Source organism: Erythrobacter sp. S227 (assembly GCF_057364925.1).
This window is the reverse complement of record NZ_CP200280.1, coordinates 3,084,416-3,109,193: the sequence shown is the minus strand read 5'-3', so window position 1 is coordinate 3,109,193 and position 24,778 is coordinate 3,084,416. Positions and strand designations below refer to the sequence as shown.

The following is a 24,778-nucleotide window of genomic DNA, read 5'->3' as shown; positions in this document are numbered from 1 at the left end:
TCGAACGGCCCGCTGGACCAGAAGGATCGGCGGGCCGTTTTCTTGGGTAAGGGCTTTGCGGACTACGAAAGACGCGTTTTCAAATCCATCAGATGAAGCGGGAATGAGAGAGCGAGCAGCACTGCTACCCACTCCCATTCAGCGCCAACAAGCGCAGCCCTTAGCGCGAGCACGATGAAAACGGCTGGGCCGACAAGGCCAATAACCCTTGCAAAAGACCACCGCCGCGTCTTGAGCCAGATCGCCTCGACCAAGAGGACTGCCAGCACCAGATCGGCCGCGTGACCGCTTGTGAAAAAGCTCTCAATCATCCAGCTGACACGCGTGCCTGCTTAACCAAAGGGCCCGTTCAGATCCACTATCGCCCAATTGAGCGCAGCGGCAAAGCTGACCCACAGCAAATAGGGCATAAAGAGCAGAGCGGAGCGCGCAGAATGCCGCCCGCAATAGATGATCAGCGATACAATCGAAGCGAGCAAAAGCGCCACTTCGAAGAGCGCCCAATCAGGGCGTTCCATCCGGAAGAAAAGGACTGACCATGCGATATTGAGAAATGCGTTCATAGCAAACAACCCGACAATCACATCAGACGCTCTATGAGTGGGTGCTGCGCGCCATGCCGCAACAATCGCCGCCGTGTTCAGGGCATAGATGATCGTCCAGCCTACGGGGAAAATCACATCAGGCGGGTTCCAGCCGGGCTTCTCGAGCGCCTGGTACCAAGGGCCAAGATCGGTGATCGTTGCGCCTAAGGCTGCGACCACTGTTGCTGCGATGGCCGCCACGATAGCGGGCAAAATCCATGTCTTCTTGACGCCTAACGAAAGGCCCGAATGATGCTGGTGATGGCCGGTGCCACCTGTGCTTGTACTTGTGCTCATGACGATCCCACTCCTCGTTTGCGTTTCTATTGCTGCTCGTTTTTCAGGCGATCTTCTCTTGCGAGCGCGCCTCGGAATTCTCGGGCCTCAGCCCCAAGAGGTGCGCGGTATCTTTCAGGAAGATTTTGATGTGAGCGAGCGGCTTTTTGCGAACCAGCTTCTTGTGCATGTAAGCCTGCCACGTGAGCTGCTGGACATCCTTGTCGTCGCACATATCGACGAAGCGCTCGCGCCGCTTGTCGGATGAATACCAGAAGTATTGCATCATCCCCAGAATCCAGAACACGCGCCCATGGTCTTTCATGAACCGTTTGCGCGCGTTCTTGAGCGCTTTGGCTTCGCCTGTTTTCAAGGCTTCGCTGGCGGCCTGCGCGCTGTAACGCCCGCCGACCATGGCGTAGTAAATCCCCTCGCCCGATGCCGGCGCGACGATGCCCGCTGCATCGCCTGCAACGATGACATCGGCACCATTGTCCCAGCGTTTGAGCGGCTTAAGCGGAATGGGCGCGCCTTCGCGGCGAATTGTTTCGCACCGCGTGAGGTCCAGCGAAGAGCGCATTTCTGCAACCGCGCCGCGCAGGGAAAAGCCCTTATTCGCGCTTCCCACACCAACACTTGCCGTGTCGCCATGGGGAAATACCCAGGCGTAGAAATCAGGCGAGAGTTTGCCCTGGTAAAACACATCACAGCGGTCCGGATCGAACACGTCGCCAGCCTCGGTCGGTGATGCGATAATCTCGTGATATGCGAACACGCATTTGACACGCTCGGCATTGGGAAGCGCATGTTTTGCAACAGATGATCGAGCGCCATCGGCTCCGATAATCATACGTGCACGCACTGTTTCAACCGGCCCACCACGCTCCCGGCGGAACGCCACAAGAGGGTGCGCCTTGTCATCGCGTTCGATCTTTTCAAAGGTTCCGGTGAGGCGCTCGGCTCCGCATTCGACGGCCCGCTCGCGCAGCCATTCGTCGAAATCCTCACGGTCGACCATGCCAACATAGCCCGTTTCGCCCACCGGCATATCCACCGCGCGGCCAGATGGCGCGATCATCCGCGCACAGCGCGCACGGGCAACAAGCAGGCTTTGCGGGATATCGAAATCTTCCAGGAGGCGCGGTGGCACCGCACCGCCGCATGGCTTGATCCGCCCACCACGCTCCATCAACAAGACAGAATGGCCTGCGAGGGCGAGATCGGTCGCGGCGGTTGCCCCTGCGGGCCCTCCGCCTACGACGACAGCGTCATAAATTGTGTCAGTCATGCGAATGCTCCCTCTGAATGTTCGGCGGGTTGCCGGTGTTCTTGATTTTGAACTGCTCGGACTGGCCGGTCGGGGGAAAGCCCCTTTTGCGTCGCGCGCACAGCCAGCCATGCCGCAACAAGGAAAAGCGTACCTTCGGCTGCAAAAATCAGCTGGAATGCGGGGCCGTCTGCGCCATAGGCCGCTCTTGCAAAATCAACACCTAGCGCGCCGACCAGACCGCCAAGGCCAAAGGCGATGGCTTGTGCAGCGCCCCAAACGCCCATGCGGACGCCCTCTCGGGTGCGTTCGCCCGACCCTGCAAGCCCCATCATCGCGCCTATCGCGGCAACCGCGAACAGGCCGTTGCAAAAGCCAAGTGCAAAGACATTGGCGTGGATCGGCCATCCGGTTCCAGCCATGGCGCCAATAGCCAGACCGCCCAAGGCAATCGCTGAACCGAGGCATCCAAAGACAATCCAATGGCGCAGTTCCACCGGCATGCGTCCTGCAAAGGCGCTGCCACCGATCCCTGCGACGATCATACCGGCCAGAACCCCGCCTGATTGCATGCCGCCAAGGGCAGTGGATTCGCCCGGCGTCATACCGAATACGAGGCCCGCAAAAGGCTCAAGGATCAAATCCTGCATGTTGAACGCCATCATCGAGGCGAAGATAAAGAGGGTGAAGCGGCGAGCGGCTTTCTCTGCGAAAATCTCTGCAATCGCCTCTTTGAAATTGGGAGGTGATGCGTCTTTGGCGGTTTCGCTGAAATCAAACGCCTCGCGCGGCTCCAGACGGAAGGTCGCGCAGGCTGCTACGATCAGGCACACTGTCAAAAGCCCGCTTGCCACCCACCACAGGCGTTGAGGTGTAAAGGGATCGATCAGTTGACTGACGGTGATGGCTGACACGACGATACCTGCGATCATCATGATCCAGGTGGTGGCTGCTGCGGCTGCGCGGCGCTCTGGCGCGACGCCCGAGGCCAGAAGCGCGAGCGCCGAGGTCCCGCTTGCCCCCACACCGATGCCGATCAAAGTGTAGGCAAGAACGCCAAGAACCAGCCCGAGTGCAGGGCTTGCAGCGCTCATCAATGTGACTTGAACCGCCAACAAAGCGCCAAGGCCCAAAACCACCAATCCGCCCATGATCCAGACGGCTCTGCCGCCACCTTTGTCTGAGCCATGCCCCCATACAGGTCGGCACAGTTGAACCGCATAATGCCAGCCAACCAGCCCTGCTGGCAGGGCGGCTGCAAGCGCGTATTCAACCACCATCAACCGGTTGAGGACCGTTGTGGTGAGCATCACCATTGCACCGATCGAAGCCTGAACCAAACCGATGCGGAAAATCGCAAACCACGACAGCCCGTTTGCAGCCGTATTTGGAGGAGAGACCGGTGCGTGCATCAGATGTACCCACCCAGCCCGAGCGCTGCTGCAAGCATGCCGAGCACATAAAGCGTGACACCAACACCGTTGTACCACGGCGCGTATTTCTTCGGATTGCCAAGAAGTCGAGGCATCGCAGCGAATTGAGCGATCAGAACAAGACCCACGACGGCCGCGGAAATCCATTCTCCCCACATGCCAAGAAGGGCAATCACCGCAACCTGTGCCAACGCCATTACCGCGCAGGCGAGGCGCACCGCATTGGCAACGCCCAAGGTCACGGGAAGCGATTTGAGGCCAGTTGCCCGGTCTCCTTCGACCGCTTTAAAATCGTTCAAGGTCATGATGCCATGTGCGCCAATGCTGTAGAGCACGAGCACGATGAGAACTTCTACGCGCGGCATCGCGCCAAGCATCACTGTCGCGCCGGTAAACCAGCTCAGCCCTTCATAGGTGAGGCCCACGACCGCTGGCCCGGTCCAGCCGCTTGTTTTGAAGCGGAACGGCGGCGCGCTGTAGCCCCATGCCAGGACCAGTCCGGCCAAAGCTGCCGCGAATACAAGCGGCCCCAAAAGCCAGCCGACGCCCGCTGAAAGAACTGTCGCGAAAAGCGCGATCCAAAGCCCCATCCGGCCAGGAATGCGCCCCGAAGGAATAGGCCTGTCAGGTTCGTTGATCGCATCGACATGACGGTCAAACCAATCATTGACTACCTGGCTGGTGCCGCAAACCAGCGGCCCTGCCAAAAGCACGCCGCCTGCCACGAAAAGCCAGCGCCCATCGAGCCCTGCGCCTGATGAAACAGCGCCGCACATAAACGCCCACATTGGCGGGAACCATGTGATGGGTTTCAGAAGCTCGACAACGTCCCGGACACGAACGGAGTGCGTTTTGTTTGTGACTGAAGTGTTTTCTGGTCGCTCTGCTTCGGTCCGCCCCGGGGACAGCTTGGATGCGTGAGTTGAGATTACAGACCTCTCCATAAGGAAAGAAGCTATGCTTGACAGAGCTATGCGTCAAATAAATTTGACAGTTAGTTTGTCAGAATCCCTATTTGAGGCGCATTTATGCGCAATAAGGGCCAAAAATCCGTCTTTGCGTGCCGCCTTCAAGGCCCATCACCGCAATCATCGCGGCGAAATGACCCCGCAATCAGGGCAAGACATTGTGTTTTGATTGGAGTCGCATGGCCCCAGCTGGCGGGAGGCCCCTAGCGAAAGTCGTTGCCGCTTCTGGGCCGTTTCTGGGCCGTTTCTGGGCCGTTTTTGGCGCAGTCGGGCCGTATTACTCGGAATCTTCGCCGGTCAAATTGCCCAGTCCATGGCGATGAAGCTTGGAGTAAAGGCTCTGACGCGAAAGGCCGAGAATTTCAGCAGCTGATGCGCGGTTGTCGGACGTGTATTGGAGCGCTGCCTCAATACACAAACGCTCGATCAGATCGGTGCTTTCGCGAACGATCTCTTTCAAAGACATGCGGCCGACCAGGTCGGTCAGTTGCTCGACAGAACGCGGCAGATCCTGTGGTCCGGGCGGAAGATCGCGCAGCCGTCGGCCGATCGGGCGAATGACGAAGGCGTAATGCCCTTCTTCTGCATGGGTACGCACAGCCGAAAGCTCGATCTGCTCGCCCTCAAGATCGTTGTGAGTACGCAGGACCGTGCTTACATTGCGGGCACTGCCGTGCTGATCGATTTGCCCTTCGATCAGTTCAAGATCAATGCCGGGACGTCCGATCCAAGTCGATAAATTGCGACCGGTGATCGGATCAAGGCCGGCGGATTGAACCATTTCGACAAACGCCGTGTTTGCGCTCACCACATCGAGGTTGGCGTCGGTGACAACAAAGCCATCGGGCATCTCGTTAACAAGCTCTGCCACCGGAGAGGCAATATCCGCGTCTGCCCCATCGAGGCTTGCGAAGCGAATAAGCAATTGCTGCGCCCGGTCCTGGATGAAACCGCTGGCATAGGCCGCGACTTCGCGGTTGCCTTTCGACAAAGTGATTTCCGCTGGCGATGCCGCTTCTGAGGCCAAGGCTGCTCCGACCAAAGACTGGAGCGCATCGCGCGAGGATTTCTCCACAAAGCCAGAAAGCTTCTTGCCGGACAGGCTACCTGCACGCGCACCGAGAAGCGAGTAAGCCATTGAATTCGCATCGCGGATTTTGAGGTTTGCCGCTTCGACAAGCAGCATAGGCTCGCCTGAATTTTCAAACAGCATGCGATAGCGCGCGTCCAACTGACGCATTCTCAGATAGTCGCGTTCAAGCGACTGCTGCACCTGCAACAACCTTTGCTGCATCCGGCCCGCTTCGCGAAGGTCGCGCCCGAACGCAATCCGGTGCTCGCCGCCGTTCACGGTCAGAACCGCGTAACGGATCGGCACGTCGCCGTCTCTTGTGGGGTGGTTTACCTGACGCCAGTGCTGCACTTCACCGCGGCGTGACGCCGCCAGCATTTCCATAACCTTGGGGCGGCTCTCGACCGTTACCGTGTCGAGCCAATTGGTGCCTTCCCACCCCTCGAAGCCGGGAAATTCCTTGGGATCAAATGCAGTATCAACGATCAATCCGGTGTCATCGAGCACCAGCGTGATGTCCCCTGCCACCATGGCAAGTTTCATCGCCGCATCAGCGTCAAGAGAATTGAATAATTCTGCAGCTTTACCGAATGGGTTTTTACCCTCGATAGAATGCTTGCGGGTTAGCATGCGGGAGTCCGCCTATCTTAAGATTTGCGCACGCACCTCGGAGGACTGGACCAATCGCTCTCCCACCTCAAGGGCGGCCCGAGCGTCGGCGCCGGTCCCATCGGCTCCCACTTCGGCGACTAATGCTGGGTTTTGGTTGATCATACGACCACCGACGAGAATTTTAATGTGTTCATTGCGTGAAACGCTACGCATTGCCCTAACAATATTTCTTACGGCCGCGCTAGGGCAATCCCGAGAGAGCGTCAATCCTACGAGATCGAAGCTTTCGCGCGACAATATGTTCAAAACTTCCTTGCGAAGAGGCTTTGTCATCAAGATGGTGTCCCATCCGGCATTGGCGAAGACATCTTCGAGTACTTGCGGCCCCATGAAATGTTGATCACCGGGCATCGGCAGAAACATCGCGCGCTTCGCATCGGACTTCAGAGCCGACACACGCAAAGAATTGCGCGCAGAAATTTCGTACAAGACCTCCTGCAAGCGCCACAGCCCCATGGTGACATCTACAAAGTCGCATTGATCTTGCTCCCACAACTCGCCCAAACGGCGGGCCGCTGGTGCAAGCAGATCAATGTATATCGCATCCACGGCGACACCTTGCGCCAACAGATCGTCAACCTCCGCGAGGAGACCATCGGCCTCAACAGTTAGAGGGAGCTGGGCGAAGTACTGCACTTCGTCCGCACTTATTGGCCTGCCGGGCAGTGTTTTACGGCGAGCTTCAGGAGCTGCTTTATCTTCCTCAGGAGCAGCGGCGGCCTCCCGGCGGATAACTCCGCCCAGAGTGGTCTTCAAACCAAACCGGCTCTCGCCTCTACTTCGCGGAAACTTGGGAATAGCTATGGTTCGCCTCCGAGGTCTCGGCTGATAGTCTCCGAGCTTGGCGCGCACCCGCGTCGAGGCTGATGAGGTCAAAACGGTTTCGACTCTTCATCCACCAGCAATGTGGATCTTACCCCAGAAACACCGCGATAGCAATGACGCCGACGATTGCCCCTACTTGGGACGATTTAGTTGTCCATTTATTTTTACGTCCAATCTAATTGACACTTGTGCTGTCATAGGGGTAAGTTCCAGTTCTAATACGAAGGGCAACAACCGAGGATGACTCGCACTACGCACACATCCCAGGCCATTTCCCCTCCGCCCAATGCCAATCTTGCTAGGGCGCAGGAAAGCAATGACCACAGGAACACTGGGTCGCTTTACTCACCAGAGGAGCGGCAGCGGCGGGACGAATCGGTGTGGACTGTGGTCCAGGGTGTCCTTGCTCCGTTACAGTTCCTCGTGTTCATCATCAGTCTGGGGCTTGTGCTTCGCACTCTTTCATCGGGAGAGGGCGCATTTGCCGCTGACGTCTCGATCATCGTCAAGACGCTCATCTTATACACGATCATGATTACCGGCTCGATCTGGGAAAAGGTCGTGTTCGGCAAATGGTTGTTTGCTGAGAGCTTCTTTTGGGAAGATGTCTTCTCCATGCTCGTGCTGGCCTTGCACACGGCCTATCTGGTCATGCTGTTCGGCGCGATTGGCACGGTTGAGCAGCGGCTCGGCGTCGCATTGGCCGGATATGCGGCTTATGTGATCAATGCAGGCCAATTCCTCTGGAAACTGCGCCAGGCGCGCTTGCAAGGTTCGCCCCCGCAAGAAGAACAGCAGCAGGCGGTGCCTGCATGAGCGTCGCCACCACCCTTCCGGGCTGCGATGCCCCTCAAGCGCAATCCGCCGCGAAGCCTGTGCTGCGCGAACGCGGTCAACGCGAGGTTTTCTGCGGCCTGACCGGCATCGTGTGGCTTCACCGCAAGATGCAGGATGCCTTCTTCCTCGTGGTGGGCTCGCGCACCTGTGCGCACCTTTTGCAATCAGCCGCAGGCGTTATGATCTTTGCAGAGCCCCGCTTTGCAACCGCCATCATGGAGGAGCGCGATCTGGCCGGTATGGTCGATGCGCAGGATGAGCTTGACCGTGTGGTAACCCGCCTCCTTGAGCGGCGCCCCGACATCAAAACGCTGTTCCTTGTTGGCTCGTGTCCATCGGAAGTCATCAAGCTCGACCTTGCCAAAGCAGCGCAGCGTCTTGGCGCGCAGCATATGCCTAATGTTCGCATCCTGAATTACTCGGGCAGCGGGATCGAGACGACCTTTACCCAGGGCGAAGACGCCTGCCTTGCCTGTCTCGTGCCGGAAATGCCTGCCGAGACGCAATCTGCTTCAAAGCAATTGCTGATGGTGGGCGCATTGCCGGACATCGTCGAAGACCAGTTCCTGCGACTGTTTAAAGAGCTCGGCCTCGAGCATGTCGGCGTTTTGCCTCCTCGCAATGCCCGCGATTTGCCGCCTGTAGGGTCAAGCACCCGATACATTCTGGCACAGCCTTTCTTGTCTGACACCGCTATGGCGCTTGAAGGCCGCGGCGCGGTCCGCATTGATGCGCTTTTCCCGTTCGGAGCCGAAGGCACGAGCGATTGGCTGCGCGCGATTGGCCGCGAATTTGGCGTTGAAGAGGCGTTGGTCGAAAAGGTCATTGCGCCGGGCCGTGAACGCGCCAAACGCGCGATTGAACACTCCAAAGCAGCCCTTGAAGGTAAGCGCATAAGCTTCCTGCCGGACTCGCAATTGGAAGTGCCACTTGCACGCTTCCTTCATACAGAGCTTGACATGGATCCGATTGAGGTTGGCACGCCATATCTCCATCGCTCTCATTGTGCGGGCGATCTGGCGCTTCTGCCGGAAACTACGCGCATCAGCGAAGGCCAGCACGTCGACAATCAACTCGACCGCGTCCGCGAAGACAAGCCTGACCTCACCGTTTGCGGTCTTGGTCTTGCCAATCCGCTCGAGGCGGAAGGCTTCACCACCAAATGGGCGATTGAGCTCGTTTTCTCGCCGATTTACGGGTTCGACCAAGCGGGTGACCTTGCCGAACTTTTCGCCCGGCCGATGCGCCGACGCGACAGGCTGGAGGTCTAAGCGATGCAGCTTTCGGTCTGGACATATGAAGGCCCGCCCCATGTGGGGGCTATGCGTGTCGCGACCGCGATGAAGGGGCTGCATTACGTGCTGCACGCACCGCAGGGTGACACCTATGCGGACCTGCTCTTCACCATGATCGAGCGGCGCAATCACCGTCCACCGGTGACATATACAACATTCGAAGCGCGCGACCTTGGCAAGGATACAGCGCAGCTTTTCCAGGACGCGGCAATGGATGCGATTGAGCGTTTCAATCCTGAGGCGATTATTGTGGGCGCGTCCTGCACCGCTGAACTGATCCAGGATGATCCCGGCGGCCTTATTGAAGCGATGGACCTGCCCTGCCCTGCGATCCCGCTGGAGCTTCCAAGCTATCAGCGCAAAGAGAACTGGGGCGCGGCAGAGACGTTTTACCAAATCGTGCGCCATCTTGCCGACCCATCGGTGACGCCGGGCCCACGCGAAGGGCCCAACGGTAAAAGGCGCGCGCGCGCAAACATTCTCGGGCCCACCGCATTGGGCTTCCGACACCGCGATGACCTTATCGAGGTTCGCAAGATCCTTGAACAACTGGACGTTGAAGTGAACCTGGTGGCGCCCTTGAACGCGCGGCCATCCGACATTGCCCGGATCGGCAATGCCGACTTCAACATCGTCCTTTATCCAGAAATAGCAGATGAGGCGGCTCGCTGGCTTGAACGCACGTTCAATCAGCCACGTATCCGCTCAATCCCATTCGGTGTGGGTGCCACTCGTGCATTCATTTCCGAAGTCGCCGAGCTGGTGGGTGCAGATCCCACGCCTGCCCTCGGCGACACCTCTTCCCGGCTCCCCTGGTGGAGCCGCAGTGTGGACTCGACTTACCTCACCGGTAAGCGCGTCTTCATCTTCGGCGATGCGACCCATGCGGTGGCCGCTGCGCGTATTGCGCGTGATGAGCTTGGCTTCGAAGTGTGCGGCCTTGGCTGTTACAACCGCGAATTTGCCCGCGACATTCGCGAGGCTGCCAAAGACCACGGGGTCGAGCCGCTGATCACCGATGACCATCTTGAGGTCGAAGACGCAATCGCAAAAGCCGCGCCTGAAATGGTGCTGGGCACTCAGATGGAGCGGCATATTGCCAAACGTTTGGGTATCCCGTGCGCAGTGATTTCATCACCTGTCCACGTGCAGGATTTCCCTGCGCGCCACTCACCCCAAATGGGTTTTGAAGGCGCAAATGTCATCTTTGACACTTGGGTCCACCCGCTGGTGATGGGCTTGGAAGAGCACCTTCTCACCATGTTCCGCGAGGACTTTGAGTTCTCAGACGAGGCAGGGCCTTCGCACCACGCAGCGCATGCGCCCAGCACGTCTCACAAGGCTCCAGTCGTCGAAGAAGAGCTGATCCCAGAGCCCGAAGTCACCGAGCTCGACAGCCCGGCTTGGACACAAGAGGCGAGCAAAGAGCTTAAGAAGATCCCGTTCTTCGTGCGCGGCAAAGCCAAGCGCAACACAGAGGCCTTTGCCGCTGAATTTGGCAGGGGCGAGATCGATCTCGACACGCTCTACGATGCGAAAGCGCATTATGCACGGTAAGGCGACACCTTCTGCCAACCGCGCGAAAGCGCCGGTCAATGTGGTGATCGTCACTCTCGACAATCACCTCAAAGGGGCAGTGGAACGCGCGAATGAAGTGCTTGCGCGCGACAATATCTGCCTGACCTTGCACGCGGCCTCTGAATGGGGTGCGGAAGCTGGTCAGCTCGAAAAATGCGAAGAGGCAATCGCTGAAGCGCATATCGTCATCACCACGATGATCTTCCTCGACGATCATATGCGCGCGATCCTGCCGGCACTGGAAGCGCGCCGCGAACAGTGCGACGCCATGGTTTGCATGATGTCGGCAGGCGAGGTTGTGAAGCTGACGCGCATGGGCGGCTACCGTATGGACGCGCCTGCCAAGGGCCCGCTGGCGCTCCTTAAAAAACTGCGCGGCTCGCCCAAAAAAGGCGCAAGCTCTGGTGCGGGTCAAATGAAGATGCTGCGGCGTCTTCCCAAGATACTCAAATTCATTCCCGGCACCGCGCAAGACGTGCGCGCCTATTTCCTGACGCTCCAATATTGGCTCTCGGGCTCGGATGAGAACGTGATCGCGATGGTGCGCGCATTGATCGACCGCTATGCGGCTGGCGAGCGCGAAGATCGCCGCGGTGAAACGGCGGCAGAGGCCCCTGTCGAATATCCCGAGACGGGTGTCTATCACCCCGGTGCCGAGCAGCGGATTTCGGAGACTTTGCGCATCCTTCCCAAGGCCCGCGCAAAAGATGGCGGCGGTAAGAACGGCACCGTTGGCCTTATCCTGCTGCGCTCCTATCTCCTTGGCCGCGATGCAGGCCATTATGATGGCGCGATTGCCGCTTTTGAAGCGGCTGGTCTTAAGGTTGTTCCTGTCTTTGCAAGCGGGCTCGATGCGCGCCCTGCGATTGACAAATTCTTTATGGAGCGCGGACGCCCAACCGTCGACGCGATTGTGAACCTCACCGGTTTCTCACTGGTTGGCGGACCTGCCTACAACGATTCAGAAGCCGCGCGCGAAGTGCTGGGCAACATGGATGTGCCTTACATCGCGGCCCATGCGATTGAATTCCAATCGCTCGAAGACTGGCAAAAACGCGATCAAGGCCTTCTGCCACTTGAATCAACAATGATGGTCGCACTGCCCGAACTTGACGGGTCTACGGCGCCATCGGTGTTTGGCGGACGGTTCGGTGATAGCGGCGATGTTTGCAATGGCTGTGATCGCCACTGCGAACGCGCGCATTCCGACCAGATCAGTCCGATGCAAGGTTGCCCCGAGCGCGCCGAAGCTTTGGCTGCTCGGGTCAAGAAAATCATTGCCCTTCGCCGTGAAGAACGCGCCACGCGCAAGCTTGCGGTTGTGCTGTTCAACTTCCCGCCCAATGCCGGCGCGACCGGTTCAGCGGCGTTTCTCTCCGTGTTCCAATCCCTCTATGCGACGCTTCAGCGCTTGTCCGCCGAGGGCTACAGCGTCGAGGTCCCGGAAAGCCTCGAAGCGCTGCAAGACGCGATCCTCAAGGGCAACTCCGATCGCTTCGGCTCTGATGCCAATGTAGCGGTGCGCATTCCAGCGGACGAGCATGTCCGGCGCGAGGCTTATCTCTCCGAAATCGAAACGGCTTGGGGCCCTGCCCCTGGCAAAGCGCAGTCCGACGGCTCGAACATCCACGTTTACGGAGCCCACTTAGGCAATGTGTTTATCGGAGTACAGCCAGCGTTTGGTTACGAAGGCGATCCGATGCGCCTCCTTTTCGAAGGCGGCTTTGCCCCGACCCACGCATTCAGCGCGTTCTACCGCTGGATTCGCGAGGACTTTGGCGCGCACTCGGTCCTGCATTTTGGCACGCACGGTGCACTGGAATTTATGCCGGGCAAGCAAGCGGGCATGACCGGACACTGCTGGCCAGAGCGCCTGATTGGCGACCTGCCCAACTTCTATCTTTATGCGGCCAACAACCCTTCCGAGGGGATGCTGGCGAAGCGCCGATCTGCTGCAACACTTATCAGCTATATGACACCGCCTCTCGCGCAGGCTGGGCTCTACAAAGATCTCGCCGAACTTAAAGCAAGCGTTGAGCGCTGGCGGATGGGCTCGGACGAAGCGGAACGCGCAGACCTTGCAGAATTGATTGCGGACCAATGCGACGCGCTCGACATTGAAATGGGCGATATCGGCGAGCTTTCGGGCCGCCTGTACGAACTTGAACAAACGCTTATTCCGCATGGCCTCCACGTCCTCGGCTCCAACCCGCAAGGGCAGCAACGCGAAGATATGCTCGACGCCATGATGGAAGCTTCCGACGACGGCGACCGCGCGGCTCTGAACGCCAAGATCGACGAATGCGATGAACTCGGTTCGCTGATCCACGCGCTGGATGGCGGCTACGTCCAGCCAGCCCCCGGCGGCGACATTGTCGCAAACCCAGATGTGCTGCCAACGGGACGTAACATTCACGGCTTTGACCCGTTCCGGATCCCCAGCGCCTATGCCTGCATGCAAGGGCAGGATCAGGCGGAAAAACTGATCGCGCGCCACGTCGCGAACGGAGAACCCTTTCCTCAAAGCATCGCCATGGTGCTCTGGGGCACAGACAATATGAAAACCGAAGGGGTGCAAATTGCGCAAGCGATGACCCTCCTCGGAGCGCGGCCGCGTCGCAATTCCTATGGGCGTCTTGCAGGCGCTGAGTTGATCCCACTCGAGGAATTAGGCCGGCCGCGCATCGATGTTGTGATGACCCTATCGGGCATCTTCCGCGACCTTCTGCCGCTGCAAACACGAATGCTGGCTGAGGCGGCGTTGCTCGCAGCAAGGGCAGATGAACCGCTGGAGCAGAATTTTGTGCGCAAGCACAGCCTTGCTCAACAAGAGGCGCACGGCTGCGACATCGAAACTGCCGCATTGCGCGTCTTCTCCAATGCCGAAGGAGCCTACGGGGCCAACGTCAATCAGATGATCGAAGGCGGCGTTTGGGCAGACCCGGACGAACTCGCCAATGCATTTGAGATCAATAAAGGTTTTGCCTACGGCGTCGGCGGCGCGCCGGTGCAACAACGCGAACTGCTGCAAAGCCACCTCGCCTCGGTCGATTTTACCTATCAAAACCTTGAAAGCGTAGAACTGGGCATCAACGACGTTGACCAATATGTCGATGGGCTTGGCGGGGTGAGCCGCTCGGTTTCCAAAGCCAAGGGCAAGGACGCGCCCGTCTACATTCTCGATGCGACCAGAGGCAAAGCCAAGGTGCGCACGCTTTCGGAGCAAATCGACTTGGAAGCGCGCACCCGCACGCTCAATCCCAAGTGGTTCGAGGGCATGCTTGAGCACGGGTTTGAGGGTGTCCGCGCGATCGAAGGCCATGTGAATTCGACCTTTGGCTGGTCCGCCACGACAGGCCAGGTGCAGCCCTGGGTCTATCAGAAAATTTCCGAGACATTTGTGCTCGACGAAGAAATGCGCCGGCGTTTGGCCAAGCTCAATCCAAAGGCGAGCGCGCGCGTTGCAGGCCGCCTTCTGGAGGCATGCGACCGGAATTTGTGGGAGCCCGACGAAGCGACACTGGAAGCGCTTCGCGAGGCCAATGACGAACTCGAAGACCGCCTTGAGGGCGTCTTTGTGGCGGAAAACTAAGGGATGGGACGCGGATTATGAACCTTCACACACCCAATAAAGGCTTTAGCCGCGCCGATGGAGAAGGCTCGGTTCAGGTACAATTGGATCCTGCCGACAAGATCAAGGGCGCGAAAGTGTTCGCGGTCTACGGCAAAGGCGGGATTGGCAAATCGACCACTTCGTCGAACCTGTCCGCCGCGTTTTCAAAGCTCGGCCACCGGGTCCTGCAAATCGGCTGTGATCCAAAGCACGACAGCACCTTTACGCTGACCAAAAAGCTGATGCCGACAGTGATTGACGTGCTGGAAACGGTAGAGTTCCACTCCGAAGAACTGCGGCCTGAAGACTATATGTTCGAAGGCTATAACGGCGTCATGTGCGTTGAGGCTGGCGGGCCGCCCGCAGGCACAGGTTGCGGCGGTTATGTCGTGGGCCAGACGGTCAAGCTCCTGAAACAGCACCACCTTCTCGAAGACACCGATGTGGTGATCTTTGACGTTCTGGGCGATGTTGTGTGCGGCGGATTTGCCGCGCCGTTGCAGCATGCCGAACGCGCCGTGGTTGTAGCCGCAAACGATTTTGACAGCATCTTCGCTATGAACCGGATCGTCCAGGCAATTGGTGCAAAAGCCAAGAACTATGATGTGCGCCTTGCTGGAGTGATCGCCAATCGCAGCCGCGAAACCGATGAAATTGACCGGTTTTGCGAGCAAATCGGTATGCCGCGTCTTGCACACTTCCGCGATGTCGATGAAATTCGCCGCTCGCGCCTGAAGAAATGCACTCTGTTCGAAATGCCTGATAGCCCAGAGGTTATTCAAGCGCAGGACGAATACATGCGGCTTGCCGCCATGCTTTGGGCAGGTGTCGAGCCTTCCTTGGCAGCGCCGATGAAAGACCGCGACATCTTTGACTTCCTGGGGTTTGAGTGATGGCTACACACGCACCCTCTCCCGGCCGCCTCAATGCGCCTTACACCGCACGCCGAGAGGCGCTGGCGACGTATTTTGACAGTACGGCCAAGCAGGCATGGATCGACCTCACCTCTGACGCAAAAGTCAGCGGTATCAGAGCAACTGTGCGCGCTGGCCGCGAACAGATGCGCAGCACTTTGGTGAGTTGGCTTCCCACAGACTTGCGCCGCACGCGCCTTCTCGATGCAGGATGCGGAACAGGCGCTTTGGCGCTCGAGGCAGCCTGCAAAGGCGCAGACGTTACCGCGGTTGATGTCGCAGGTGGCCTTGTTGAAGTAGCCCGCGAACGCGCAACCGGATTTATCGGTCATGGCAAGGTGCGCTGGCGGGCGGGCGATATGCTTGATCCCACACATGGCGAATTTGCCCATGTGGTCGCGATGGACTCGCTTATTCACTATTCGCCCGACGATCTCGTCGATGCGCTGGAAGAACTTTCCACGCGGACTTCGGGCTCGATCCTGTTCACTTTCGCCCCGCGCACTGCGCTGTTGGGCGCGATGCATTCAGTGGGCAAAGTCTTCCCGAAATCAGACCGCTCGCCTGCAATTGTGCCAGTGGCCGAAGAAGATGTACGCGAACGCCTTGCTCGCCTTGAAGGGTGGAGCATTGGTCGTACCAAACGCATTTCGAGCGGCTTCTACAAAAGCCAAGCCCTTGAACTTGTAAAAACTGGGGAGTTGGTACGCAGCAGATGAGCCAGCCTCCTCGCCCTTCCTATCAATTTGCCCGCATGATCGCGGATTTGATGCCGTTTGCCGATGCCGCGAGCAAGGAGCTGCCATTGTCGCGGCTCTTGCGCTTGTCGCTGTTTCAGGTGAGCGTCGGGATGGCGATGGTATTGCTGAGCGGCACTTTGAACCGCGTCATGGTGGTCGAGCTTGGCACGCCCACTTGGCTCATCGCGATATTGATTGCAGTGCCGCTGCTTGTTGCACCCTTCCGGGCGCTCATCGGGCATAAGTCTGACCGCCATGTCTCGGCGCTTGGCTGGAGGCGCGTGCCCTACATCTGGTTTGGCACGATGATGCAGTTTGGCGGCCTTGCGATTATGCCGTTTGCGCTACTTCTGCTTGAGCTTGAGGGGCGGTTTGAAATCGGCCTTGTTGCCGCTGCGGTTGCTTTCCTTCTTACCGGCTTGGGCTTCCACGTGACACAGACCGCCGGGTTAGCGCTGGCGACCGATCTTGCGCCTGAAGAAAAGCGGCCCCGCGCTGTGGCCCTGCTCTATGTGATGTTGCTTGTTGGCATGATGCTCTCAGCTTTCGTCATTGGCGGGCTGCTCATCGATTTCAGTCCGACGCGCCTTGTCCAGGTAATCCAGGGCGCTGCTGTTTTCACAATGGTGCTCAACCTTGTAGCCTTGTGGAAGCAAGAGGCCCGCGCGCCCGAACGCACCAAGCCTGACCCTGACGCACCCAGCTTCAGCGAGCTTTGGAACGCTTTCGTTCGCGATGGCCGCAATGCGCGGCTCTTGATCGCTATCGGGATTGGCGCCGCTGGCTTTGCCATGCAGGACGCTCTGCTAGAGCCTTTCGGCGGCGAAATCCTTGGCCTTTCTGTGGGCGCGACGACCGGGCTTACCGGCGCTTGGGCCTTGGGCGCGCTGATCGGCTTTGTCTATTCAGGCCGCAAGATGTCGCGCGGTGCAGACCCGCTTCGCCTTGCAGGGCTAGGCCTTGTGATCGGCGTAAATGCTTTCCTTCTCGTCCTGTTTGCCGGACCGTTTGAATCCGCCGCTATGCTTTATGCTGGCGCGCTGCTGATCGGTCTCGGGCTTGGTCTCTTTTCCGTTGGCACTCTTATCGAAGCCATGGCGCTCGCCAAATCCGAAACCGCTGGCCTTGCGCTTGGTGCCTGGGGCGCGGTTCAGGCGACATGTGCAGGCGGCGGGATTGCCATCGGCGGCGTGCTTCGCGATCTGATCGCCTGGTTCGCTGCAAGCGATGCAACAGCCACAATCGCCACCCGCGCAAGCGGATACATCGGCGTCTACATTCTTGAAATCCTGCTGCTTATCGCAGGCCTCGCCGCGATTGGTCCGCTTGTCGGACACTCTCGCATATCATCCATCAAATCACGGAATAGCGCCGACCAGCCATTTGGCCTGCGCGAATTTCCAACATGATCGCTTGCTCGGGATAGAGCGGTCCAAAAGCCGAAGGGGCAACTGCAGTGTCCCCTTTTATGACCAAAGGAAAGTACCATGGGTAACGTATACATTGCCGGGCTTTTTGACGTAGCCGAGCTAACGTTCATTTTGTTCTTTATCTTCTTTGTTGGACTGGTGATTTACCTCAATCGTGAGAGCCGCCGTGAAGGCTATCCGCTTGAGCATGAGCAAACCGGACTTATCGACCGGGGCACGCCATTGTCCGACGCTGGCAAGAAAACCTTCAACCTGCCTGATGGCCGGGGCACCTACACACCAGAAGACGTAGCGCGCGACGAGCTTTCAAAGGTGGGCAACATCCCCGCCAAGCAGGCTTGGGGCAGCGCAGGCGCGCCTTGGGTGCCAGATGGCGATGCAATGATCGATGGTATCGGGACCGCCTCTTATGCGGAGCGCAAGGATTATCCCGATCTTACCATGGACGGCCATCCGCGCATTGTGCCGATTGCTAACACCGTCCACGAAATCGAGATCGCTGCACAGGACCGCAACCCTGTCGGGCTCTCGGTTTATGCAGCCGACAAGAAAAAAGCGGGCGTGGTTAGTGATGTCTGGGTTGACCAGTCCGAGCACCTTATCCGCTATCTCGAAATCACCACCAACTCAGGCAAGAAAGTGCTTGCTCCGATGGCCTTTGCCGCTGTGCAAGGCAAAAGCTGGTTTGGTGGCCTTATTCCGATTGTGGATGACCAACCTGAATTGATCGACATTGACGCAATCCGTGCCGACCAATTTGACACCGTCCCAGCGATTGCGACACCGGGCCAGATCACCCGTCTCGAAGAGGACAAGATCCAGGCCTATTATGGCGGTGGCTACATTCATGCCCTGCCGGAGCGTTCTGAGCCATGGATCTAAAGACCACGCCCGCCCCCGAACAAACAGGTTCGCAAAAAGCTGTGCCAACACGAGTGCTGTCCAAAGCAGCGCAAGCGCTGGAAGAAGCAGGCCCTGCTGCCCATGGTGATCCAATGGGCACGCCCCAGCCGCAGGAAAAAGTCCTGTGGAAGGGGCGGCCGGACCTGCCGACTTTGGCACGCACCGCTTTTCATACACGAACAGTCGGCATCTATTTTGCCCTGCTCGTTGCGATCTCGTTGGTGCTTGGCAATGTGAGCACCGCGCTTGTTTGTGCAGGGTTGGGCGTTTTGGGTGTGGGCATATTGTATGGCCTTGCCTGGCTTAGTGCGCGCACAACGCTCTACATCCTCACCGATACGCGTCTCATCATGCGTATAGGTATGGGGATCGAGACACGGATCAATATTCCCTTGAAGCATGTCCAATCGGCAAACTTGCGTTCACGGGGCAAGACAATGGGCGATATTGCGATGACGATCGGGGGCGACCGGTTGCTCGGGTATGCGCTTCTTTGGCCACACGCGCGGCCATGGCGCTTCTCAAAGCCGGAGCCGATGCTGCGCGCTGTTCCTGACGCTCAAGATGTCGCCAATATTCTGGCAGAAGCGGCATCGAAACATGTCTCCCTCGAGAAAAATTTGACACAGATCAATGCAGCTTCCGCGGCATCCTTGGACAAAGGACCAAGCGACGGCGAAATGAGGGGGGTTACGGCATGATTGTTCGCGAATACGAAGAAGACGAAATCACCGTCAAACGCTTCCCTCTGATGTTGATGGGCGGTCTGGTTATCATCAGTCTTGCACTCACATCCTCGGTGAGCCTCGGCGTATTCGAACGCCAGGCAATTCCAAGCGAAGCGCGCGCGGCAAGCGGAACGCAGGCGACTGCTACCCGCTCGCTCATGTTCTTCGATGAGGCCGACGGCACAGTAAGGGTGGAAGACGCAGGCACCCGCGAGATAGTCGGGAGCTTCGGCCCCGGCACTGGCGGTTTTGTCCGTTCGACCCTTCGCAGCCTCGTTTATCAAAGGCGCGTCCACGGGTACGGGCGCGAGGTGCCGTTCGAGCTGATCGAGTGGAACAATGGCATGCTCACGCTTCTTGACCCTACCACGCAAGAGACCGTCGAGCTTCACTCTTTTGGTGAGGGCAACCGCACGACTTTTGCGAATTTCTTGAAAACTGGAGCACAATAATGGCGACACTGGCAGCTAAGGGATCGGCTGACCTCAACAGGTTTACACCGCCCGATACCCGCGTGTTCGACGCGCCGTGCACAATCACAGTTGAGCAAAGCTCGCTGCATTTTCATGCACATGTCGAATTGCCTGAAACGATCACGATGGAACCGGGCGATAAGGTGCGTGTCCACGGTGCGCCAATTTCGATCCCGTTCGGCAGCCGCGAGGTGTTCAATCGCACCGCCACTGTGACGCGCGCCGGGCCGGTCATGCGCGTGCTGACCAAGTTTGCCGCCTATTTCGACTTGGCCGAGCTTTACGAAGTGAGTTTTAATGCTGGGAGGATCAAATGAACGCACATGCACAGATCAAGGCCGATCCGGGCCATATGATGACCAGCGAAGAGGCGATGGCTCTGGCAACGCAGGACACAGTCTTGACGCCGCGCTTCTACACCACCGATTTTGACGCGCTTGACGCAATTGACGTCAGCCTCGTGCGCGAGGAATGGGACCAGCTGATCGCCGATATGGTGGGCGACCCCAACAAGACCCACTTTCGCCACAAGAACGATTTTGCCGGCATTATCGAAGGGATGGAGCCTGAGCTTCGCGCCGAATTTACCGACTTTCTTGTAAGCTCGATGACCTCAGAGTTTTCCGGCTGTGTGCTCTATGCAGAGATCGCCAGGCGCACCAAGAACCCTGACGTGAAGCAGCTCTTCAAACTGCTTGCCCGTGATGAAAGCCGCCATGCCGGCTTCATCAACGAAAGCCTTAAAGACGCAGGCATTGGAGTGGATCTGGGTTTCCTTACCAAGACCAAGAAATACACCTATTTCCGTCCGAAATTCATTTGGTATGCGGTCTATCTCTCCGAGAAGATTGGCTACGCGCGTTACATCGCGATTTACCGCCATCTGGAAAAGCACCCGGAAAACAAGTTCCACCCGATCTTCGATTGGTTCGAGGAATGGTGCAATGACGAGTTTCGCCACGGCGAAGCGTTTGCGATGCTGATGCATGCAGACCCGGACCTTCTCAAAGGCCATAACAAGCTGTGGATCCGGTTCTTCCTTCTGTCGGTCTATGCCACAATGTATGTACGCGATCACTCGCGCCCTGTATTCCACAAGGCACTTGGCGTTGATCCGACCGAATATGACTACAAGGTGTTCGACATCTGCAACCAGATTTCCCGCCAGGTTTATCCGGTCGAACTCGACATCGACAATCCCAAGTTTCGCGCTCGAATGGAGGCACTGCGCCAAGCGGCTCTGCGCATCGAAGACGGCAAAGCCCAAGGCGGCGTTGGCGGCTTTTTCAAGCGCGTCAGCGGCATGGCAGGCGCAGGCTACAACTTTGCGCGGATGTATTTCATGACGCCAAAGACCAATGAACTGCCCGCAACCATCCGGCTTCATCCTGCATGGTAAGCTGGAGCGGCCATATTGTCCCGTTTATCGTGACACTGGCCATCTGGTTTTTGGCAACCGGGCTTGTCGCCTGGGTGGATAGCTGTGCGCGCGGCACGTTCCGTCGCAGCATAGCCATTGGAGGGGTGGCAGGCATCGCGGGGCTTGTCGCGATCCTTCTCGCCTCTTCATCCGTGAGCGTGGCGAGCGTCTACATCGCCTTTATCGGCGCAGTGATGGTGTGGGGCTGGCATGAAATCGGCTTTCTCACTGGCGCTGCTGCGGGCCCTCGTCGCGAGGCGCAAGGAGCCGGCGTCAAAGGAATCGAACGTTTCACGCAAGCCAGTGCCACTGTCATGCATCACGAGATCGCTTTGGCGCTCACAGCGCTTATGCTTATCTCGCTTTCGTGGAATGCGCCCAATCAGATCGGGGCCATGGTCTTTGTGCTGATGTTCGGTTTGCGACTGTCTTCGAAGATCAACCTCTTCGTCGGTGTGCCTAACACCACAACCGAGATGATGCCGGACCATCTGGGCTATCTCAAAAGCTATTTCGGGCCCAACCGGATGACCGTTTTGTTGGCCGCCTCAATCCTCGGGATCACCGCTCTTGCCGCCTGGTTTGCTAGCCTTGCCATGGCAGCCCCGGCGGGCAGTCCTGAAATGGTGGGCGCAAGCTTGCTCACCGCTTTGTGCCTCCTGGGCACGCTCGAACATCTTTTTCTGGCCCTTCCCTTTCGCGACGGTATGTTGTGGGGATGGGCTTTTAAGCGCGCGACTACGCACCCGAGGGGGGACGGCGCATGATCATCAATCAATTTAAAAGCATGAAGAGACCAGATATGACGGGGGGAACACCCATGGACTTTGACACATTTTTCGCCGAGCAGCTGGACAGCGTTCGCGAAGAAGGGCGCTACCGCGTCTTCACCGATATCAAGCGGCACTGCGGCAAATTTCCGCATGCGACACGCTTTATCGAAGACGAGACGCAGGCCGTTACCGTTTGGTGTTCCAACGACTACCTTGGCATGGGCCAACACCCAAAGGTGATCGAAGCCATGCATGCGACGCTCGATGAATGCGGAGCAGGCGCAGGCGGCACCCGCAATATCTCGGGCACCAACCACTATCACGTGGAATTAGAAGCCGAGCTTGCCGACCTCCATGGCAAGGAAAGCGCGCTTCTTTTTACCTCTGGCTATGTCTCGAATTGGGCGGGCCTTGGAACACTGGCAAGCAAGATTCCGGGCTGCGTTGTCTTCTCTGACGCATTGAACCATGCCTCGATGATCGAGGGCATCCGGCACAGCCGTGCGCCATACAAGGTGTGGAAGCACAATGATGTTGAAGACCTCGACCGTCTGCTTTCCGAATACCCCGCCGACACGCCAAAACTGGTCGCGTTTGAAAGCGTCTATTCCATGGACGGCGACATCGCCCCCATCGCAGACATCCTGGACGTTTGCGAAAAGCACGGCGCGATGAGCTATATCGACGAAGTGCACGGCGTTGGCCTTTACGGCCCGCGCGGCGGCGGCGTGGCTGAACGCGACGGTCTGATGGATCGCATCACCGTTATCGAAGGCACGCTAGGCAAAGCATTTGGTGTGATGGGCGGATATATTGCGGCGAGCCGTGATCTGGTCGATTTCGTGCGCAGCTTTGCAAGCGGCTTTATCTTCTCGACCGCTCTTCCCCCGGCTGTTGCTGCGGGCGCTGCGGCGAGTATCCGCCACCTTAAGGAAAGCAGCGAAGAGCGCGATCTTCAAAAACAGCGGGTGGCCGAAGTGCGCCGTCAGCTCGATATGATGAACATCCCGCACCTTCCCAACCCGAGCCATATCATACCGGTGATGGTCGGTGACGCGAAGAAGTGCAAAATGATCAGCGACTGGCTGATGGATAATCACGGCATCTATGTGCAGCCTATCAATTATCCAACCGTTCCTGTTGGAACAGAGCGGTTGCGCCTAACGCCTTCGCCTGTCCACGACACAGGCGACATCACGCGGCTGATCAATGCGCTCAGCGAAATCTGGTCGCAGTGCGAACTCGCACGCGGACGGATCGCCGCTTAAGCGGCAAGTCCCGCAGACAAACAAAACCGCCAAACAAAAAGGGCGGTGTGGGTTGCCACACCGCCCTTTGTTTTTTCGCGTAGCCTTAAGCCTTGCGAATAGTTTTTAGTCGTCGGTCGCTTCGAGGTAGGCGATGACGTCTGCGCGGTCCTGCGGGTTTTTGAGGCCCGGGAAGGCCATCCGTGTGCCCGGCATGAATTCACGCGGTGCTTCGAGGTATTCGAACATCACTTCCGGCGTCCAGGTAACGCCGCTACCTGCGTTCGCGTCAGAGTAGTTGAAGCCTTCGATGGTGCCAGCCTGGCGACCAATTACGCCATAGAGCGATGGCCCAACGCCGTTCTTGCCTTCTTCGACAAGGTGGCAAGTGCGGCACTGTGCGAACACAGTTTCACCAGCAGCCGCATCACCGGTCAGGTCAGCAAAAGCAACGTCAGCGGGGGGTTCAGGCGCTTCTACTTCAGCGACTTCTTCAACCGCTTCTTCTGCGGGCGCTTCAGCTTCAGGCTGTTTACCGCCGCATGCAGCCAGTGCCAGTACAGCGGGCACGAGGGCTGCGCTCATTACAATTTTACGCATTCAGTTTCTTCCCTTTTCAAGTCCGATGAGCCTACAAATGCAATGGCAAGCCCATCTGATCTATATCCCACGGCAGAAGTGTAGATGACATACCACCGTTATTCAACGAGCCTTTGTATAAAACCAACGCCGAACCTGAACGATCCAACGAGTATTCTTCAAGCTGGTTCCCCGAAATTTGATGGAAATATAAAAAACATCGCGGCTTGCGATGAGCGGTTCCAAGCGGGGAGAAGATAAGTGCTTTGGATTGCCTTTGCAAAGAGCGGCGATTATCGCTTTTGGCATGAAAAATTTGCCCTGGCACACCAAGCTCGTCCTCGCTCTTACCGCATTCCTGCCGCTTTATTTCATGATAGCCGCGCTCGGATCCAAGATCGGCTTGTGGGGCTGGCAAGTGGGACTTGGCGCCATGACATTTACAGCTGGCCCCTTTGTCGTCGGGATTGCCGCGGTGGTGGCTTTGATCTCTCTTATCGTCGGATTGGTCAATTGGTCCGGGCGCAAGGCCGAAAAAACGGACGGGGTTAAACGCCCTCGCAACAAGCTGGTGGTCGGCTCTGCGATCCTGGGACTGCTCGTACCTGCGGCCTTTGTGCTCTTCGGGCAGTCGGTTTCATCATCCGCTAGCGACAATCCGATCCACGATGTTGCGACCGACACCTCGAACCCGCCTGTGTTTTCGGCTGAGGTCATGGCGGCGCGCGCCGAAGGGGAATCGAACCCAGTGCACGATTATCAGGTGCCCTTGGGTGAGATTGAAATGTTCGCTGGCAGCCCGCCCGAGCTCGCGATCCAAAGCCACGCACAAATCATCAACGACACTTATGCAGAGCTGTCGCCTCTTCCTTTGGGCGGGGCTAGCAAAGCCGACGGGGTGGCCGCTGTCGCGGCGGCCATGGGATCGATGGGCTTTGTCGATATCCGTCAGGATGCAGCCGAGGGACGCGTTGAAGGCGTGGCTGAAACCTTCTGGTATGGCTTTAAAGACGATGTTGTCGCTCGCGTTGGCGAGAATGAAATCGACTTTCGCTCTGTCAGCCGCGTCGGCCGCAGCGACCTTGGTGCAAATGCTGCGCGTATTGCCGAGCTTCGCGAGAAAGTCGCGGCCCAGATCGGGCAGCGCTAAG

At 58.0% G+C, this 24,778-nt stretch carries 24 protein-coding genes; 15 read left to right on the top strand and 9 right to left on the bottom strand.

Features of this window, described 5'->3' with window-relative positions; all coding sequences use genetic code 11:
* Positions 1 to 62: 62 nt before the first annotated feature.
* From AC0V6Q_RS14760 to AC0V6Q_RS14730, 7 genes are all read right to left on the bottom strand, one after another.
* Positions 63 to 311 carry a hypothetical protein gene (locus AC0V6Q_RS14760; protein ID WP_486169135.1) on the bottom strand — a complete coding sequence of 83 codons (249 nt, stop codon included), beginning with the start codon at positions 309 to 311 and terminating at the stop codon, positions 63 to 65.
* A gap of 21 nt (positions 312 to 332) precedes the next feature.
* Positions 333 to 881: a TspO/MBR family protein gene (locus AC0V6Q_RS14755; RefSeq protein ID WP_486169134.1), complete on the bottom strand. Its 549-nt coding sequence runs from the start codon at positions 879 to 881 to the stop codon at positions 333 to 335.
* Positions 882 to 924: 43 nt separating this feature from the next.
* Positions 925 to 2,148: a geranylgeranyl diphosphate reductase gene (locus AC0V6Q_RS14750; protein ID WP_486169133.1), complete on the bottom strand. Its 1,224-nt coding sequence runs from the start codon at positions 2,146 to 2,148 to the stop codon at positions 925 to 927.
* Positions 2,145 to 3,539: a BCD family MFS transporter gene (locus AC0V6Q_RS14745; RefSeq protein ID WP_486169132.1), complete on the bottom strand. Its 1,395-nt coding sequence runs from the start codon at positions 3,537 to 3,539 to the stop codon at positions 2,145 to 2,147. Before AC0V6Q_RS14745 ends, AC0V6Q_RS14750 begins: the two co-directional genes overlap by 4 nt.
* Entirely contained in the window at positions 3,539 to 4,504 is a 966-nt protein-coding gene (gene chlG, locus AC0V6Q_RS14740; RefSeq protein ID WP_486169131.1) for a chlorophyll synthase ChlG, read from the bottom strand. Before chlG ends, AC0V6Q_RS14745 begins: the two co-directional genes overlap by 1 nt.
* Positions 4,505 to 4,805: 301 nt before the next feature.
* Positions 4,806 to 6,230 carry a transcriptional regulator PpsR gene (gene ppsR / locus AC0V6Q_RS14735; protein WP_486169130.1) on the bottom strand — a complete coding sequence of 475 codons (1,425 nt, stop codon included), beginning with the start codon at positions 6,228 to 6,230 and terminating at the stop codon, positions 4,806 to 4,808.
* A gap of 12 nt (positions 6,231 to 6,242) precedes the next feature.
* Entirely contained in the window at positions 6,243 to 7,028 is a 786-nt protein-coding gene (locus AC0V6Q_RS14730) for a cobalamin B12-binding domain-containing protein (RefSeq protein WP_486169129.1), read from the bottom strand.
* Positions 7,029 to 7,337: 309 nt separating this feature from the next.
* Between AC0V6Q_RS14730 and bchF the strand changes: the two genes are divergently transcribed.
* The 14 genes from bchF to hemA all read left to right on the top strand — a co-directional run bounded on the left by bchF (position 7,338) and on the right by hemA (position 23,069).
* Positions 7,338 to 7,913: a 2-vinyl bacteriochlorophyllide hydratase gene (gene bchF, locus AC0V6Q_RS14725; RefSeq protein ID WP_486169128.1), complete on the top strand. Its 576-nt coding sequence runs from the start codon at positions 7,338 to 7,340 to the stop codon at positions 7,911 to 7,913.
* On the top strand, positions 7,910 to 9,205 hold the full coding sequence (locus AC0V6Q_RS14720; RefSeq protein ID WP_486169127.1) for a ferredoxin:protochlorophyllide reductase (ATP-dependent) subunit N: 1,296 nt from the start codon (positions 7,910 to 7,912) through the stop codon (positions 9,203 to 9,205). The genes bchF and AC0V6Q_RS14720 overlap by 4 nt, the downstream gene beginning before the upstream one ends.
* A gap of 3 nt (positions 9,206 to 9,208) precedes the next feature.
* Positions 9,209 to 10,786: a ferredoxin:protochlorophyllide reductase (ATP-dependent) subunit B gene (gene bchB / locus AC0V6Q_RS14715; RefSeq protein ID WP_486169126.1), complete on the top strand. Its 1,578-nt coding sequence runs from the start codon at positions 9,209 to 9,211 to the stop codon at positions 10,784 to 10,786.
* The gene (locus AC0V6Q_RS14710; RefSeq protein ID WP_486169321.1) at positions 10,776 to 14,399 is read left to right on the top strand and encodes a magnesium chelatase subunit H; all 3,624 of its coding nucleotides are present in this window, start codon (positions 10,776 to 10,778) and stop codon (positions 14,397 to 14,399) included. Before bchB ends, AC0V6Q_RS14710 begins: the two co-directional genes overlap by 11 nt.
* Positions 14,400 to 14,416: 17 nt before the next feature.
* Positions 14,417 to 15,313 (top strand): ferredoxin:protochlorophyllide reductase (ATP-dependent) iron-sulfur ATP-binding protein, encoded by an 897-nt coding sequence (bchL, locus tag AC0V6Q_RS14705; RefSeq protein WP_486169125.1) that lies wholly within the window; start codon positions 14,417 to 14,419, stop codon positions 15,311 to 15,313.
* Positions 15,313 to 16,053 (top strand): magnesium protoporphyrin IX methyltransferase, encoded by a 741-nt coding sequence (bchM, locus tag AC0V6Q_RS14700; RefSeq protein ID WP_486169124.1) that lies wholly within the window; start codon positions 15,313 to 15,315, stop codon positions 16,051 to 16,053. The genes bchL and bchM overlap by 1 nt, the downstream gene beginning before the upstream one ends.
* Positions 16,050 to 17,483 (top strand): BCD family MFS transporter, encoded by a 1,434-nt coding sequence (locus AC0V6Q_RS14695; RefSeq protein WP_486169123.1) that lies wholly within the window; start codon positions 16,050 to 16,052, stop codon positions 17,481 to 17,483. Before bchM ends, AC0V6Q_RS14695 begins: the two co-directional genes overlap by 4 nt.
* A 78-nt stretch (positions 17,484 to 17,561) precedes the next feature.
* Positions 17,562 to 18,386 (top strand): photosynthetic reaction center subunit H, encoded by an 825-nt coding sequence (gene puhA / locus AC0V6Q_RS14690; RefSeq protein WP_486169122.1) that lies wholly within the window; start codon positions 17,562 to 17,564, stop codon positions 18,384 to 18,386.
* Positions 18,377 to 19,108, top strand: coding sequence for a photosynthetic complex putative assembly protein PuhB (gene puhB, locus AC0V6Q_RS14685; RefSeq protein WP_486169121.1), 732 nt, complete (start codon positions 18,377 to 18,379; stop codon positions 19,106 to 19,108). The genes puhA and puhB overlap by 10 nt, the downstream gene beginning before the upstream one ends.
* Positions 19,105 to 19,587: a photosynthetic complex assembly protein PuhC gene (puhC, locus tag AC0V6Q_RS14680; protein ID WP_486169120.1), complete on the top strand. Its 483-nt coding sequence runs from the start codon at positions 19,105 to 19,107 to the stop codon at positions 19,585 to 19,587. The genes puhB and puhC overlap by 4 nt, the downstream gene beginning before the upstream one ends.
* On the top strand, positions 19,587 to 19,925 hold the full coding sequence (locus AC0V6Q_RS14675; protein WP_034959613.1) for a hypothetical protein: 339 nt from the start codon (positions 19,587 to 19,589) through the stop codon (positions 19,923 to 19,925). The genes puhC and AC0V6Q_RS14675 overlap by 1 nt, the downstream gene beginning before the upstream one ends.
* Positions 19,922 to 21,007, top strand: a complete 1,086-nt coding sequence (gene acsF, locus AC0V6Q_RS14670) for a magnesium-protoporphyrin IX monomethyl ester (oxidative) cyclase (protein ID WP_486169119.1) — start codon at positions 19,922 to 19,924, stop codon at positions 21,005 to 21,007. The genes AC0V6Q_RS14675 and acsF overlap by 4 nt, the downstream gene beginning before the upstream one ends.
* Positions 21,001 to 21,795, top strand: coding sequence for a putative photosynthetic complex assembly protein PuhE (puhE, locus tag AC0V6Q_RS14665; RefSeq protein ID WP_486169118.1), 795 nt, complete (start codon positions 21,001 to 21,003; stop codon positions 21,793 to 21,795). The genes acsF and puhE overlap by 7 nt, the downstream gene beginning before the upstream one ends.
* A gap of 53 nt (positions 21,796 to 21,848) precedes the next feature.
* On the top strand, positions 21,849 to 23,069 hold the full coding sequence (hemA, locus tag AC0V6Q_RS14660; RefSeq protein ID WP_486169117.1) for a 5-aminolevulinate synthase: 1,221 nt from the start codon (positions 21,849 to 21,851) through the stop codon (positions 23,067 to 23,069).
* A 105-nt stretch (positions 23,070 to 23,174) separates the two neighbouring features.
* On the opposite strand, the gene AC0V6Q_RS14655 is transcribed toward hemA, so the two are convergent.
* Positions 23,175 to 23,648: a c-type cytochrome gene (locus AC0V6Q_RS14655; RefSeq protein WP_486169116.1), complete on the bottom strand. Its 474-nt coding sequence runs from the start codon at positions 23,646 to 23,648 to the stop codon at positions 23,175 to 23,177.
* 31 nt (positions 23,649 to 23,679) lie between these two features.
* Positions 23,680 to 24,045, bottom strand: a complete 366-nt coding sequence (locus tag AC0V6Q_RS14650) for a hypothetical protein (protein ID WP_486169115.1) — start codon at positions 24,043 to 24,045, stop codon at positions 23,680 to 23,682.
* Between the two features lie 15 nt (positions 24,046 to 24,060).
* Here AC0V6Q_RS14650 and AC0V6Q_RS14645 point away from each other — a divergent pair, with 15 nt between their 5' ends.
* Complete coding sequence (locus tag AC0V6Q_RS14645) at positions 24,061 to 24,777, top strand: DUF1499 domain-containing protein (protein ID WP_486169114.1); 717 nt, start codon at positions 24,061 to 24,063, stop codon at positions 24,775 to 24,777.
* Position 24,778 lies beyond the last annotated feature (1 nt).

Excerpts from the sequence above, each read along its gene's own strand:
- AC0V6Q_RS14720 (WP_486169127.1), top strand. The coding sequence starts at position 7,910 with ATGAGCGTCGCCACCACCCTTCCGGGCTGCGATGCCCCTCAAGCGCAA.
- puhC (WP_486169120.1), top strand. The coding sequence starts at position 19,105 with ATGATTGTTCGCGAATACGAAGAAGACGAAATCACCGTCAAACGCTTC.
- AC0V6Q_RS14750 (WP_486169133.1), bottom strand. The coding sequence starts at position 2,148 with ATGACTGACACAATTTATGACGCTGTCGTCGTAGGCGGAGGGCCCGCA.
- chlG (WP_486169131.1), bottom strand. The coding sequence starts at position 4,504 with ATGGAGAGGTCTGTAATCTCAACTCACGCATCCAAGCTGTCCCCGGGG.
- AC0V6Q_RS14655 (WP_486169116.1), bottom strand. The coding sequence starts at position 23,648 with ATGCGTAAAATTGTAATGAGCGCAGCCCTCGTGCCCGCTGTACTGGCA.
- bchB (WP_486169126.1), top strand. The coding sequence starts at position 9,209 with ATGCAGCTTTCGGTCTGGACATATGAAGGCCCGCCCCATGTGGGGGCT.
- puhE (WP_486169118.1), top strand. The coding sequence starts at position 21,001 with ATGGTAAGCTGGAGCGGCCATATTGTCCCGTTTATCGTGACACTGGCC.
- ppsR (WP_486169130.1), bottom strand. The coding sequence starts at position 6,230 with ATGCTAACCCGCAAGCATTCTATCGAGGGTAAAAACCCATTCGGTAAA.
- AC0V6Q_RS14755 (WP_486169134.1), bottom strand. The coding sequence starts at position 881 with ATGAGCACAAGTACAAGCACAGGTGGCACCGGCCATCACCAGCATCAT.
- bchF (WP_486169128.1), top strand. The coding sequence starts at position 7,338 with ATGACTCGCACTACGCACACATCCCAGGCCATTTCCCCTCCGCCCAAT.
- AC0V6Q_RS14675 (WP_034959613.1), top strand. The coding sequence starts at position 19,587 with ATGGCGACACTGGCAGCTAAGGGATCGGCTGACCTCAACAGGTTTACA.
- puhA (WP_486169122.1), top strand. The coding sequence starts at position 17,562 with ATGGGTAACGTATACATTGCCGGGCTTTTTGACGTAGCCGAGCTAACG.
- AC0V6Q_RS14760 (WP_486169135.1), bottom strand. The coding sequence starts at position 311 with ATGATTGAGAGCTTTTTCACAAGCGGTCACGCGGCCGATCTGGTGCTG.
- puhB (WP_486169121.1), top strand. The coding sequence starts at position 18,377 with ATGGATCTAAAGACCACGCCCGCCCCCGAACAAACAGGTTCGCAAAAA.
- AC0V6Q_RS14710 (WP_486169321.1), top strand. The coding sequence starts at position 10,776 with ATGCACGGTAAGGCGACACCTTCTGCCAACCGCGCGAAAGCGCCGGTC.
- AC0V6Q_RS14695 (WP_486169123.1), top strand. The coding sequence starts at position 16,050 with ATGAGCCAGCCTCCTCGCCCTTCCTATCAATTTGCCCGCATGATCGCG.
- acsF (WP_486169119.1), top strand. The coding sequence starts at position 19,922 with ATGAACGCACATGCACAGATCAAGGCCGATCCGGGCCATATGATGACC.
- hemA (WP_486169117.1), top strand. The coding sequence starts at position 21,849 with ATGGACTTTGACACATTTTTCGCCGAGCAGCTGGACAGCGTTCGCGAA.
- AC0V6Q_RS14645 (WP_486169114.1), top strand. The coding sequence starts at position 24,061 with ATGACATTTACAGCTGGCCCCTTTGTCGTCGGGATTGCCGCGGTGGTG.
- bchL (WP_486169125.1), top strand. The coding sequence starts at position 14,417 with ATGAACCTTCACACACCCAATAAAGGCTTTAGCCGCGCCGATGGAGAA.
- AC0V6Q_RS14745 (WP_486169132.1), bottom strand. The coding sequence starts at position 3,539 with ATGCACGCACCGGTCTCTCCTCCAAATACGGCTGCAAACGGGCTGTCG.
- bchM (WP_486169124.1), top strand. The coding sequence starts at position 15,313 with ATGGCTACACACGCACCCTCTCCCGGCCGCCTCAATGCGCCTTACACC.